The organism is Bacillus ndiopicus (genome assembly GCF_000612805.1).
Classification (GTDB): domain Bacteria; phylum Bacillota; class Bacilli; order Bacillales_A; family Planococcaceae; genus Metasolibacillus; species Metasolibacillus ndiopicus.
The window spans coordinates 20,469-35,276 of sequence record NZ_HG964413.1; the positions used below are offsets into that span (position 1 = coordinate 20,469).

The following is a 14,808-nucleotide window of genomic DNA, read 5'->3' on the forward strand; positions in this document are numbered from 1 at the left end:
ATCATGCATTATCCCCCGCTACCTGCCGTTGCCGCACCCACAGTAAAAAGCCTGTCGCCAGTGAGATTGAGACGATAACTGGTATTAACAGTTGTCCTGTCTGAAATAAATATATTTCACTTCCTACGATAAGAAGAAAAGCAATCACAAATGTATAGTTGGGCATTCGAATTTTAGTAAATAATAGTACATAAATAAAGGGTAATAACACCGCATTCATTATGCCGAAAAAGAGCACAGTATAGAGCAATGAAATTTTTTCAATCCCTGATAGTAATCCAACAACTAGAAACAGTGATATTAATGTTGTGGCTGTATGTGCTATATTTTCTCGTCTAGCGGCCTGAAAAGCCTTCAGGCTGTTAAGCAATACTACAAAGCAAGCGATCACGCTAAATAAACCGAATAAATAGCTTAGCCATAACGACTCTTCTCTATATAAAAACGTTAGTATAAGCACCTCTAAGTTTTCAAAAGACCCCCTAAAAATAGCAATCATTAAAATGGCTGTAAAGGAGAATCCTAGTAATATTTTTATAAAAGCAGCAGAAAATAAAGCACTTTTACGCTTTTCCTGCTTGATAAAGGAAAGATTAAACCATGTTGGGAAATCGACAAGTACTTGTCCTGCAGCTACAAATAAATAGGCAATGAAAACTGTAATTATTTCTGGATTTTTATAATACAGCAAATAAGGGTGATATAAACGAATGCCTTCATAAATTTTTGTCGTACCGTTCAATACAAAATAATAAATTGGAATAAACGTTAGTGTGCTAAACAAAGTAATGATAAATAGCATCGTAAACAGATAAAAGCCATTTGTCGATGTATAAAATGCAAAAATTACGAGCAATAGCAGGAAAGCAAATAAAAATTGCAAATACCATTCGTTAAAAATTAAATGCGTAAATGTATATAACACGACAAATTGAACAATCCATAGCTCATATTGAGCAAAATAAGTGATGCTTTTAAAAAAAAGTTGATTATGCCCTGTTGTTTGCTGATCAATTCGTTCTGTAATATATACTGTGGCTGGCTGTCCAAACTCTGCTTTTTTCACGAAAAAGGCGAGTGCAGTTAAAGCAAGACCATAACTTAATGTATAAATGATACCGAAAAACAATCCATATTTTATAAGCGTTTTTTCTGAGGACATAAGAGGATTGCCTGTAATCCAGCGAACAAGTAACAAACTTGCACCAAAGGCTGTACCTACCATAAAAAAGTTAGATGTGAAAAGGCTACTGACACTACGCTTCATTATTGCGATTCACTTCCATCACCTTGTATTCTCTCGGTGCTTTGCCATATTTCTTTTTAAATGCGACGCTAAAATAATGCTGGCTATTAAAGCCGCTTTGCTCTGCAATTTCAGAAATGCTTAGCTTCGGATTATTCAGCATCTTTGCCTTAGCCTTTTCAAGACGATAATTATTTATATATTCATTTAATCCAATTTGCTGTACCTCTAAAAACTTCCTACTTAAATAACTAGGATGTACAAAAACTTCTGCCGCAATAGAGTTGACTGTTAGTTTCTCTGCATAGCGTTCATGAATAATAGATAGTGCAGCCTGAATTGTTTCATTTTGCGAGGACCACTTATCATATTTTTTAATTGTTTGAATAAGTTCATCCTCTATAATTGGTTTTGTCAAATAGTCCGATACGCCAACACGAATTGCCTGCTGCGCGTAATCAAAGCTTTGATATGCGGTTACCATTACAATATCTAGCTCATATAGCTGCTGTAGCTCCTTTGCTAGCTCTAGCCCTGTCTTTCCTGGCATTTGAATATCTAGAAAAGCTAAATGAATACGATGTTGCTTTGCCAATGCCATAGCCTGTGAGGCGTCTTGCGCTTTATAAATATGCCAATTGGGAAAATGAGGCTTAATTAAATATTCAAGCTGCTCTACCTCTAGAAATTCATCGTCTACAATTAGTAAATTCATTTGTCACCCTCCCCTTCCTCTAGTGTATCCATTATAGGTATTTCAATAAAAACTGCAAATTCATTATTTTCATTTGTCGTATAAAACTGGTAATCCTCTTTGCCATATAGTAATGTAAGGCGCGATTCAATATTTGCTAAACCATAACCACTTTCCTCATGAATGTTTTCTTCATATTGTCCATGCTGTGAGTTACGTACAATTAAACGTAGCCTATCATCTATCACCTGTATGGAAATGTACATTTCGGCTGGCCCTGAATATTTCTCAAAGCCATGTTTAAATGCATTCTCCACTAAAGTTTGTAGCAAAAAGGGTGGTAAATTTTCAACCTTTGCCTGCTCTGAAACGTCGAGAGTGAGCTGAAGTCGCTCGCCAAAGCGATACCTTTGAATAATGTAATAATGATTAATTAATGCTAATTCATCCTCTATAGGTACTAACATATTTGTATCTTTATAATGGAATTTTAAAAATTGGGCTAAGCTCTCTGTTGCCTTTACTAAATCATCTTTGCGATTTAATCTAGCTAGTCCTAATATAATATTGAGCGTATTGAAAAAGAAATGTGGCTTAATTTGCTGATTAAGCTTCATCAAATTTATAGACTGCAAATCCTTCTCAAGCTCTAATCTTCTTTTCTCTTCCTTCAAACTATCAATTTGCTTCTCGAAAATTGAAATAAACCCCAGCAACATCGCAGAGATGATGGGGGTCAAAATACAAATCATAATAAACATATTAAATGTGTCTAATTGAAGCATACAGCAACACTCCAGCTCCTAGTGAGTCGAGTTAACTCTTGTCTGATTTTTATTAAAACATATAATCATTTCCCAAGAAATTTTTTTGCTCCTATTGCCTCATAGGAAGTTTTCCCAGTAATGACATGCCGTCTTATGTCCGTCCTTCACTTCGACTAATTGTGGTTCCTGTTGCTTACATTGCTCTGTGGCAAATGGGCAACGTGTATGGAATCGACAACCTGACGGAGGATTTAACGGCGATGGCACGTCTCCTTTTAAAATAATTCGTTCGCGCTTTTGTCCTTTTTCAACTGTTGGAATTGCTGAAAAAAGAGCACGCGTATATGGATGCACAGGTGTATCAAACAACGATTTTTTATTAGCAATCTCAACAATTTTACCTAAATACATTACAATTACACGGTCTGAGATATGACGCACAACACTTAAATCGTGCGAAATAAATAGCAATGTTAAGCCTAGTTCTTTTTGCAGCTTTTTTAATAAGTTTAAAATTTGCGCTTGAATTGAAACGTCTAATGCAGATACAGACTCATCACAAATAATAATTTTCGGATTTACCGATAAAGCGCGAGCAATACCGATACGTTGGCGTTGTCCACCTGAAAATTCATGAGGATAGCGCTCTAAATATTCAGGCTGTAGACCAACTAATTGCATTAGCTCAATCATGCGTGCCTCCTGCTTTTCCTTTGGCACAACATCTTGAATCGACATCGCCTCAGTCAGCATTTGACGAATTGTTCGACGCGGATTTAATGATGCATATGGATCTTGGAAAATAATTTGGATATCTTTGCGTGCAACACGTAATTGCTTTTGCGTCATCTCTAATAAATTTTCACCAAATAATGAAATACTGCCATCTGTTGGCTCATCTAATCGTAAAATAGAACGGCCTGTTGTTGATTTTCCACAACCAGATTCGCCTACAATACTCAATGTTTCGCCCTCGTACAATTGAAAAGAAATATCGTCTACCGCACGTACAATTTGCTTTTCACCAAATAGCTTTTCCTTTTTTAAATAAAAATATTGCTTTAAATTTGTGACTTCTAAAATTGGTTGAACCTCACCCATTACAGCTCCCCACTTTCTTGTAGATTCCACTTCTCTGAATATTGATAGCAGCGTACTTTGCGTCCTTTTGCCATTTCAATAAGCTCTGGCTGTGCCTCACGACATAAATCTCGCGCAAATGGGCAACGATCCGCATAACGACAGCCTACAGGATATTTATATGGGCTTGGTACAGAGCCTTCAATTGTTTGTAGCTCATCCTGCTCCTCATAAAGCTTTGGCAATGAATCGATTAAGCCACGTGTATATGGGTGTAATGGCTGTTCAAAAAGCTCCTCTGTTGCCCCTTCTTCAATAACCTGTCCTGCATACATAACTGCCACTTTATCACACATTTCTGATACTACGCCTAAATCATGCGTAATGAAGATAATACTCATCCCCATTTTTTGCTGCAAATCTTTTAAAATTTCTAAGATTTGTGCCTGAATCGTTACATCGAGTGCCGTTGTTGGCTCATCTGCGATTAATACATCAGGACTACAAGCTAATGCCATTGCAATCATAACGCGTTGGCGCATCCCACCACTTAGCTGATATGGCTCTTGCTTAGCGCGCTTTTCAGGAGATGGTATACCTACGATACGTAGCATTTCAACTGCCTTATCCCACGCCTGTTTGCGTGGTAATTTTTCATGTAGGCGAATTGTCTCAGCAATTTGCTCACCTACTGTAATAACAGGATTCAAGCTTGTCATTGGCTCCTGAAAAATCATTGAAATCTTCTTACCACGAATTTGGCGTAACTCCTCCTGTGGTAAACCGACAATATTTTTACCATGTAATAAAATTTCGCCTTCTACAATTTTCCCTGGAGGTGATGGAATTAAGTTTAAAATCGATAAGGAAGTCATTGATTTTCCACAACCTGATTCCCCTACAACACCAATTGTTTCACCTTTATTTAAATAAAAGGACACGCCATCTACTGCTTTGGACACACCTTCTTTTGTGAAAAAATGTGTTTTTAAATTTTTCACCTCGAGCACCTTTTGCTGTTCCATGAAAATCCCCTCCTAGTTCAAATCAATACGTTTATTAAATACGCGATATAAAATATCAACGATTAAGTTTACAAATACGAAAATTAATGAAGCAACTAATACGCCACCTTGTACAACAGGTAAATCACGTGTACGAATCGCGTCTACAATCATACGACCTAAGCCGTTAACTGCAAAAACTGATTCTACTAACACCGTACCACCTAAAAGACTACCAAACTGTAAGCCTACTACTGTAATAACCGGAATCATTGCGTTGCGTAGTGCATGCTTGAAAATAATAACGTAGCCTTTCAAGCCTTTTGCTTTTGCTGTACGAATAAAGTCTTGATTCACTACTTCTAACATACTAGAACGCGTCATACGCGCAACAATTGCTGCTCCTCCAGCTCCTAATGTAATCGCTGGTAAAATAATATGCATTGGGCTTTCCCAGCCTGCTACTGGTAGCCAGCCTAAATTAATTGCAAATGTGTACATTAATAAAATACCTAACCAGAAACTCGGTAATGAAATACCTAATAACGCGATAACCATAAAGCTCATATCTAACCATGAATATGGGCGAATAGCTGAAACAATACCCGCAATTAAACCAAGTATAATCGTAATTGCGATACTATACATTGCAAGCTCAAAGGTAATCGGTAAGCGAGTTGAAATCTCTTCTAAAACAGGCTTGCCATTTTTTAATGAATTACCAAAATCCCCTTGTACAACGCCTTTAATATAGTCAAAATACTGTACATAAATTGGTTTATTTAAGCCTAAAGATTCTCGTAAATCTTCAATTGTTTGCTCTGAAGCACCTTCCCCCGCTAAAATAACGGCTGAATCCCCCGGAACCATTTGCATAATTAAAAACACAACTAATGTAACGCCAAGTATTACTGGAATTACTTGTGCTAAACGTTTTAAAATAAATACTGCCATTATTTTCGCCTCCTATGCTTTCATTCTTGGGTCTAGTGCATCTCGTAACCCGTCACCTAATAAATTCAGTCCTAATACTAAAAACGAAATCATAATCCCTGGGAATAGTGCCATATGTGGTGCGTTGAATAAGAAATCACGCCCTGCTGATAGCATCGCCCCCCATTCTGGTGAAGGTGGCTGTGCGCCTAAACCTAAAAACGATAGACCTGCTGCTGATAAAATTGCCGTTGCTAAACGCATAGAAGCTTGAATAATAATCGGTGATAAAATATTCGGCAAAATATGTCTAAATAAAATAATCACATTATTTGCTCCTAATGTTCTTACTGCGTCAATATACTCTAATTTTTTTACTTCCATCGTAGAACCACGTACAATACGAGCAAACATTGGAATAGAGAAGAAACCAACAGCAATTGTTACATTAATTAAGCTTGTACCTAAGGCACTAACAATTGCTAAAGCTAGTAAAATACCTGGGAATGCTAACATTACATCAATCAAACGACTAATTATAGAATCAATTTTTCCTCCATAATACCCCGCGACTAAACCTAATAAAATACCAACTGAGCCACCGAATAATACCGCTGAAAAACCAACGCCCAATGTTAAATATGAACCATATAAAATACGGCTAAGAATATCGCGACCTTTATCATCTGTCCCCATTAGATGGTCTAAAGTCGGTCCTTGTAATTTGTTTTGTAAATCAATTTCATATGGATCATATGGTGAAAGTAATGGTCCGAAAATTAACATCAATGCATAAATAGATAAAATAATAAGTCCTGCTAACGCAGCCTTATTTGAATAGATTTTTTGCCATAATTCTTTTCGTTTCTTCTTTTTTACTTGCGAGCGTACTTGGCTTAATGTTGCTGCTTGAACATTTTCACTCATGCTCCTACCTCCCTATTGAATAATTGTGTCTTCAATTTAAAAAACTTTCGCACGAAAGTAAATACGAATTTTCGGAGTTGTTAGAATATTTAAAGAAGTGGTCAGATTTGTGAAAATAAATAATAATTTTTTTCGCTATAATGCAATTAGGTTAACCAAACACACTACATGAAAGAGGGTTAGAGGATATGAAAAAATTTAAAGTAGCATTTCTACTTTTATTAATAGTAGCTATATTACAAGCTTGTTCAACAGCTAATAAAGCTACTGAGAAAGAGTCTGGAGGAGATTCTTCTTCTCTAGCAGATGAATTAATTGTATTACGTGCATCAGATGCAACAAGCTTAGATCCACACTTTATTACAGATATTCCATCTGCTAATATTGTTCACGGTAAAGTTTACGAAACATTAGTAGCATTCGATAAAAATCGCAACCTTGCTCCATTATTAGCAAAATCTTGGGAGCAAGTAGATGACACAACTTGGACATTTGAATTAAATGAAGGAATTAAGTTCCATGATGGTGCTGATTTTAATGCAGAAGCAGTAAAAGCAACATTTGACCGTATATTAGATCCTGCAACAGCATCACCACAACGTGATAAATTAGGTATGATTCAAGAAGTTACTACAGACGGTGACTATAAAGTTACAATGAAATTAAATCAACCTTATGCTGGATTACTAGCTATTTTAGCTAGCCAAGAAGGTAGCATTTTAAGCCCTAAAGCAATCCAAGAAAATGCAGAAGGTTTAAAAACTCATCCAGTTGGTACAGGTCCATTCGTATTTGAATCTTGGACATCTGGTCAATCTATTACTTTAACAACAAACGAAGATTATTGGGGCAAAAAGCCTTCTTATAAAAAACTTACATTTAAAATCGTACCTGAAGATGCAACTCGCTTAGCAATGGTTGAAAGCGGTGAAGCACATATTTCTGACCAAGTACCTGTAACAGAATTAGATCGCATTGACAATTCTTCAACAATGTCTTTATTCCGTACAGAAGGCTTAGCTGTTGAATATATTGGCTTCAACGTAACAGACAGCCTATTATCAGATGTAAAAGTACGTCAAGCAATTAGCTATGCAGTAGACCGCGAAGCAATTATTAGCGGTATTTATGACAACGTTGGTACATTAGCAAACTCTGCTATGAGTCCAATGGTTGTTGGTTACTCTAAAAATGTAAAAGGCTATGACTACAATGTAGAGCAAGCAAAAACATTATTAAAAGAAGCTGGAATCGCTGAAGGTACAACTGTTAAGCTATTAACAAGCGACCGCAAAGAGCGTATTAACATGGCTGAAGTAATTCAATCACAACTGAAAGGCATTGGCTTAAATGTAGAAATTCAAGTAATGGAGTATGGCGCATACATCAACGAAATTTCTAATCATCAACACCAAATGTTTATCGGTGGTTGGGGTAACGCAACAGGTGATGGCGACTACAACCAATACAATCTATTCCATACAGCGTCTCAAGGACCTCCTGGAAACCACTTCTTCTACTCTAATCCAGAGGTAGATAAGCTAATTGAAGCGGCTCGTGGTGAATCAGATTTAGAAAAACGCGCTGGCTTATATGAAGATGCAATGAAAATCGAGTTAGACGAAGCTGTATACATCCCAGTTCGTAACTATGAACATCTAGCTGTTTATAACAATAAGGTGAAAAACTTCTGGTTAGATGCTTCTAACTACACGATGCTTTCAGATGTAGAAATTTCAAAATAAAAAGTAAGGAAGGATGATTTGCTTCATGAAACTATTGATTAAACAAGCTCAATTAGAAACTGGCTATCAGTACGAGGATGGTTTTATCATGGGAACGGCTATAGCACCGTTTGATATTTTAATTGAGGATGGGAAATTCAAGAAAATCGAAACAACCATTGAAGTCGAATCTGATATGGAAGTAATTGAAGCGAATGGGCAACTACTGTTGCCCTCCTTTCGTGAAATGCACATCCATATTGATAAAACATACTTTAGCGGCGACTGGAAAGCACCTACGCCAATTACAAAAGGCATCCTAACACGTATTGAAGAAGAGCAAGTATTGCTACCAAAGCAATTGCCTTTTGCTAAAGACCGCGCTATCAAAATGGTTGAGCATTTAATTGCGAATGGACACACGCATATTCGTTCACATTGTAATGTCGACCCACAAATTGGTACAAAGCATATTGATATCACAGTGGAAGTGTTGGAATCCTTTAAAGATCAAATTACATATGAGATCATTGCCTTCCCTCAGCATGGATTAATCCGTTCAGCGGTTGAACCATTAATGCGTGAAGCAATGGAAAAAGGAGCAACACATGTCGGTGGTGTAGACCCAGCAACTGTTGACCGCGATGTACACAATTCTTTAGAAACAATGATTCAAATTGCCAAGGATTATAACAAAGATATCGATATCCATATACATGACCGTGATACGCTAGGCGAGCATGAATTCCATGTGATGATGGATTTATTAGAGAAGCACGATTTTAAAAATAATGTCACAATTAGCCATGCAATTGCGTTATCTGATTTACAGGGAGAGCCATTAGAAAGGCTTACAAAACGCCTTGCTTCTTTCAATATTGATGTCACAACAACTGTGCCAATCGGCCAAAATCGCTCGACTATTCCAATCCCATATTTATACGAAAACGGTGTACATGTCTCTGTTGGGCATGATAGCTTAACGGATCACTGGTCTCCTTTTGGTACAGGCAATACAATTCAAAAATTAAATGTTTTAGCTGAGCGCTTCAGATTGATCGATGAATACAGACTTAGCCAATCTATTAAATATGCAACAGGTGGTATTACCCCTCTTAATGCTGAAGGTCAGCAAGTATGGCCAAAAGCAGGTGATGCAGCAAACGCTTTGTTAGTCGATGCAGTTAGTGCTGCGCATACAATTGCTCGTATTTGTCCAATTACAACTGTCATTTCAAAGGGCGCTGTTATCCACCAAGAAAACGTTGAATTGAAAGGAGCTTACCGATGAGTCAATGGCTATTAAATGTACGCCTCGAAACAGGTGAACAATTACATGAAGATGGAAGCATCCAAACAACAACTGCTCTGTTCCATATTGAAATTGATGAGCAAGGTCATATTGCACAGCTAAAAACTGCTGAAGAAGTATTTCAACCAGAGAATGCACAGGATATGCAAGGTAAATTAGCATTACCAGCCTTTAAGGAAATGCATAATCATTTAGATAAAACATACTTATCTTTACCTTGGAAAGCTTGTCGTACAGTTAGTGGGCTTGAGGAGCGTTTACATTTTGAATCACTTGAGCTTTCTGCTTTAGCAGAGAACTGTGAACAACGCGCAAGTGCAATGATTGAGAAAATTCTAGGGCATGGTGCGAACCATATTCGTACACATGTTAATATCGATCCATATATCGGTTTAAAAAACTTAGAAGGTGTTTTAGCTGCTCTTGATAAATATAAGGATTATGTCACTGCGGAGGTTATCGCCTTCCCTCAGCATGGGTTATTAGGTGGAGATGTGCCAAATTTATTGCGTGAGGCATTACGCAACGGTGCTACAATGCTTGGTGGATTAGATCCAGGTGGCATTGACCGCAATATCGAAAAATCGCTACAAACAACAATGGAAATTGCACAAGAATTCAACGTGGATGTCGACTTCCATATACACGACAACGGACATTTAGGCTATTACACAATCGAAAAATGGCTTGATATGGTTGAGGAAAGTGGCTTTAAAGGAAAAACTGATTTTAGTCACTCCTTTTCTTTAGGCGATGTAACTGTCCCAGAGCAAATCGCAATGGCGAAGCGTCTGAAAAAACATAATTCTGCCATTATGTCGACAGTACCATTTAATTTAGGCCGCAACATTCCACCAATTGATTTATTAACTGAACATGGCGTAAATGTTCATTTCGGCTGTGATGGCTTCTATGACTCATGGAGTCCATATGGTATTGGTGATATTTTACAAAAGGCTTGTACATTTGCAGATGTTACACGTAAAATTACCGAGCGTGAGCTACGTCAAAGCTTAGGCTATATTACAAATGGCGTTACACCTTTAGATAGCAAAGGTAATATGCAATGGCCAAAGGCTGGCGATGAGGCAAGCTTTGTTTTTGTAGCATCAAGCTGTAGCGCAGAGACTGTGGCACGCCCACCGAAGAAGCGCGTTATGATGAACAAAGGGAAATTTTTCAATCTATAGTTTATGAAATTAAAGGTCTATGCAATACTCATTGTTTGCGTTAACCTGTGGGCTTCCAACTTTATTATTGGCGCGGTGCTCGTCAATTATTGGTCAGCTTTGCATGTAACCGTTTATCGCCTGCTGTGTATTTGCTTATTTCTTGGGATTATCGGGTTTCCAACCATTCGTAAAGCTCGAATTCGACCTAAGCAATGGCTACTCCTTTGCCTAGCAGCTATACTCGGTGTTAGTATTAATCACCTTAGCTTCTTTAAAAGCTTAGAATCGACAAGCCCTATTACGGCTGCCTATATTTTAGCACTTACACCTATCATGACTGGGATTATTAATCGTATTGTGCGAGGAGAAAAGAAAGGCTGGCTGTTTTGGCTTGGCTCGGTTATATCTTTTACAGGAGTAGGCATTATTATTTCAGCAAAGCAAGGTGCTGCTACTCAATTTGGTATTGGGGAAGTTTTCAGCTTTTGTACAATGCTTAGCTTTGCTATTTTCCTTGTGTTGCTTGATGTGTTAAGAAAAGATCTAGATAGCTTTAGCGTCACTTTTTTCACAAGTTTTATCGGTTGCCTTGCCTTACTCCCTTTTTTAAGCTTTGCGCCAATTGTACCAAAACAAATCGCCGAGCTACCGATGATTCTTTTATTAATCATATCAGCTATACTTGTACACGGTGTCAGCAACCTTGTCTGGAATGCTAATCAACACAAGGTTGGCTCAACGAATGCCGCCATTTTACTGAATTTAGAGCCAATCATTACAATGCTACTAAGCGCGATTATCCTTCATGCTATCATCCAATCAAGCCAAATAATTGGCGGGGTACTTGTGCTAGCAGGCATCCTTATTTCCGTTGTTATTAGTGATAAGTTGCTCCCTCTAAAAAAACATAACCACTAAAATAAACGAACTATCCAAAAAGTAATCATGGGATAGTTCGTTTTTTATTTACTCTTCTATAAAGAGCAAATTCACACATCTATTTTATATTAATACCTTAGCGATATAAATATAGAGCATTCGAAGGATCAACAAAACAGTATTATAATGAAATGATTGGGTAATAATTATCGATAAAAAATGGGCATTTACTTTCTGGTAATTCCTCTTTATCTAAATGCTCAATTCTATCTAGATAAATTAAAACACCTGCTGAACCCGTAAATAAATCAAAGGAGTTTCTATATAATTGTTCACCTGGCGTATACTTTTCCTCCACTATAAAAGTTTTTAAATAGTTATTAAGTCTGTTTATCTCTTCTTTGATTTCTAGAGAATTAGTTAATTTGTAAAGGTCTATATAAAAATCGCCTATTCCCGTTAAGCCTCTCATATAGCTTATTTGAGCTGTAAAATTCCCTTTTATAGAATTAAATATCTCTTCAATAATATTTTTGTATTTATTAAAGTCTACTCTCATTAAAGTTGCTGCCAAGCCCACTAACCCATCATACACGTAAGGGGAATATACAAGCTCTCCTAGCTTTAAATTGCCCCTAGAAAATCCAATTAAATCTCCATTACGATATTCTAATTTATTTAAAACCAGCTCTATTAAATGATCACAGATATCCTTATATATCATATCCTCTGTTTCTCTATATAAGTAGGAGAAAAATAAAGCCATTCCTGTATAACCAGACCCAAGACCAAGGTAAATCTCCCCATTTTTATTGGTACTCGGATACTCTTGCTTAAAATCATCTAGCTCTACTATTATCTTATTTCCACATTCTATGGCATAATCAAGATGTTTATTATTATTTGTAGCTTTAAAAGCTCTTAAACAATTTAATCCAATTCCAGCTAATCCATAGGAAAGGTCAAGTGCACTGTCGTTTAGATAGTGCCCCTTTGCATGTGCTAAAAAAATATCTCCTAATGAATTTTCATTTATCGAATAAAGTGCTCCTGCAATTCCACTACTTCCTGTTATAAGATTCCCATTCATTCTCTCTAAATCCGCTTTTTTCAGAAATTCTAATAACTTCTCTCCTTCTTGAACGAGGTTAGTAATTTTTAAAGAGTATAATATTCCTGTTATGCCATAAGCAATATTATAAAAGTTAGTCTCATATGCTACTGGATCTCCAGGGAAAAAGTTTTCAACATTATATTTAAAATTAATCATTGGTTTACTTAATTCATCTCTTAATTCGCTCATTTCTATTTGTGGTGACATATGTGTAAGATATTCTAGATTTAATATATCTACAATTTCATTAAAACAGGCCATTATTGTATCTCTATCAGGGTTTGTGTTCGTGTATAATAATTCTAGAAATTCAAATGCTGTTTGAGAAATTACTTTCTCATGTTTTAAGTAATATAAAAATTCCATGTATTTATTATGATCATTCTCTAATATAGCTGTAAGGGGGAGAATGGTAGTAAACATTAGATAAGACAATTGTTCAAATGGCCTATTATCATAATAATTTCTATAACCTATAGTTTTCATGTTAAAACCTTGTTCATTATTGGCTCTAACATTTTCTAAGTCAATAAAGATTACGGTTCCATCATCTTGAACAATTATATTATTAGGTGACAAATCCTCAAAAACAATCCCTTTTTCATAGAAATCTAAAAAGCCTTCAATAAGATTTCTCCATATTTTTAATAAGCTTCTGTTATATTTCTGAATTTTCTCTGAAGTTATTTTAAATTCTAATAAGGGATTCTTTGACGTAACATATGGACCTAAATTTGAACCTTCAATGTATTTTATTACAAGATAAAAGTGTTCCCATTCACTGAAATAATCGATAAGATTGGGTATATTTTGTAACCCTAATGAGTTTAAATAAAGTATCTTTTCATATTCATTTTTTTGTAATACTAAAGCATCCGTATTTGGAATCTCAAGACTAGTATAAGGTCGTGCTTCTTTTAAGACCACTTTATCATTATTAAATGTATCTAAAGCTAGATATACTCCTCCAGAAGCTGACAAATGTAATGCTTTTATTATCTGATATCTATTATTTAATAGTAATTCATCTTCATCTTCATCAAATAAAGAATTGTCATCCTCAAAGGGGTCTTGAACACCTTCAGGTAACGTAAAATAAGGTAATCTCACCTCTTTTACTTTCTCACCCTTTACATTATAAATATATGAATCATATTCGTTTTTATAATTCAATTCCCTTATACTAACAAATTCACCATATCTATAATATAAAACTTTACATTCTTTATACCTATTATCAGACAGTATGTAAGGACCTTCAAAATTCTCCAATAAGAAATATAGCTCTTCCATAAGCTCAATAAAATGTTCTGTATCTCTTGGATATATAGTTATAAACTTCCCACTACTTCCTCTACCAGTGGTTTTAGAATTCATAAATAAAAACATGTTAGTATCACTATTAAATTTATAATTCACTTTCTGCTTATTGCAAAATTCGGAAACAATACCCAATATTTCTTTATAATTTTGTAAATTGGCTGAAACATGGATTTTCCAACCTTGATTCTGTGTATAAGGTGAATGAGTTACTGATGACCAAACACCATTTTGTAAAATTCTTTGTTCATGCCCAAGAGTTTCATTTACTATATTATACAATTCAGTAGTTGGTAAATACTTATCAGCAGGTGCATAAAATAAATTATTAGATAATAGGTAATGTCCATGTGTACTTTGAGCAACGGTTCTCATCATTTCATCCTTTCCATCTTCAAAAACTCCATATAAAAAGAAAGTCCAGAAGTTTCAACTTTAACTTCTGGAACCTCTTTTCTATTATGGTCTAACTAAGCAGTAAAGCATTGACGAAGTACAACTAAATTGTACAACTGGCTCAGAAACTTTTTCTTCAACTAAACGTTGCAATTTTAAAACATTTTTCATACACAAACCCTCCTTACCCCTAATATGTAAATATAAACCTTAAAGGTTTATATTTATAATACATATAAA

12 protein-coding genes are annotated in these 14,808 nt (G+C 35.8%); 4 read left to right on the plus strand and 8 right to left on the minus strand.

Annotated elements, in window-relative coordinates; all coding sequences use genetic code 11:
• Window position 1 precedes the first annotated feature (1 nt).
• From TY13_RS19250 to TY13_RS19280, 7 genes are all read right to left on the minus strand, one after another.
• Entirely contained in the window at window positions 2-1,267 is a 1,266-nt protein-coding gene (locus TY13_RS19250; RefSeq protein WP_042479279.1) for a hypothetical protein, read from the minus strand.
• A complete protein-coding gene (locus tag TY13_RS19255; protein WP_042479281.1) occupies window positions 1,257-1,961 on the minus strand; it encodes a response regulator transcription factor in 705 nt (234 codons plus the stop codon). The genes TY13_RS19250 and TY13_RS19255 overlap by 11 nt, the downstream gene beginning before the upstream one ends.
• Window positions 1,958-2,725 (minus strand): sensor histidine kinase, encoded by a 768-nt coding sequence (locus tag TY13_RS19260; protein WP_042479284.1) that lies wholly within the window; start codon window positions 2,723-2,725, stop codon window positions 1,958-1,960. The genes TY13_RS19255 and TY13_RS19260 overlap by 4 nt, the downstream gene beginning before the upstream one ends.
• 99 nt (window positions 2,726-2,824) lie before the next feature.
• Window positions 2,825-3,808, minus strand: a complete 984-nt coding sequence (locus tag TY13_RS19265) for an ABC transporter ATP-binding protein (protein ID WP_042479286.1) — start codon at window positions 3,806-3,808, stop codon at window positions 2,825-2,827.
• Complete coding sequence (locus TY13_RS19270; protein WP_042479289.1) at window positions 3,808-4,812, minus strand: ABC transporter ATP-binding protein; 1,005 nt, start codon at window positions 4,810-4,812, stop codon at window positions 3,808-3,810. The genes TY13_RS19265 and TY13_RS19270 overlap by 1 nt, the downstream gene beginning before the upstream one ends.
• A gap of 12 nt (window positions 4,813-4,824) precedes the next feature.
• A complete protein-coding gene (gene nikB / locus TY13_RS19275; protein ID WP_042479292.1) occupies window positions 4,825-5,745 on the minus strand; it encodes a nickel ABC transporter permease in 921 nt (306 codons plus the stop codon).
• Window positions 5,746-5,757: 12 nt separating this feature from the next.
• Window positions 5,758-6,651 (minus strand): ABC transporter permease, encoded by an 894-nt coding sequence (locus tag TY13_RS19280; protein WP_042479294.1) that lies wholly within the window; start codon window positions 6,649-6,651, stop codon window positions 5,758-5,760.
• A 188-nt stretch (window positions 6,652-6,839) separates the two neighbouring features.
• On the opposite strand from TY13_RS19280, the gene TY13_RS19285 reads away from it, so the two are divergent.
• From TY13_RS19285 to TY13_RS19300, 4 genes are read left to right on the plus strand one after another with little or no spacing between them, the layout of a single operon-like run.
• A complete protein-coding gene (locus tag TY13_RS19285; protein WP_042479297.1) occupies window positions 6,840-8,396 on the plus strand; it encodes a glutathione ABC transporter substrate-binding protein in 1,557 nt (518 codons plus the stop codon).
• Between the two features lie 25 nt (window positions 8,397-8,421).
• Window positions 8,422-9,666 (plus strand): amidohydrolase, encoded by a 1,245-nt coding sequence (locus TY13_RS19290; RefSeq protein ID WP_042479299.1) that lies wholly within the window; start codon window positions 8,422-8,424, stop codon window positions 9,664-9,666.
• Window positions 9,663-10,877, plus strand: a complete 1,215-nt coding sequence (locus TY13_RS19295) for an amidohydrolase (protein WP_042479302.1) — start codon at window positions 9,663-9,665, stop codon at window positions 10,875-10,877. The genes TY13_RS19290 and TY13_RS19295 overlap by 4 nt, the downstream gene beginning before the upstream one ends.
• A 3-nt stretch (window positions 10,878-10,880) precedes the next feature.
• Window positions 10,881-11,777, plus strand: coding sequence for a DMT family transporter (locus TY13_RS19300; protein ID WP_042479305.1), 897 nt, complete (start codon window positions 10,881-10,883; stop codon window positions 11,775-11,777).
• A 142-nt stretch (window positions 11,778-11,919) separates the two neighbouring features.
• Here TY13_RS19300 and lanKC read toward each other — a convergent pair whose 3' ends face one another.
• Window positions 11,920-14,550 (minus strand): class III lanthionine synthetase LanKC, encoded by a 2,631-nt coding sequence (lanKC, locus tag TY13_RS19305; protein WP_081797053.1) that lies wholly within the window; start codon window positions 14,548-14,550, stop codon window positions 11,920-11,922.
• Window positions 14,551-14,808: the final 258 nt, after the last annotated feature.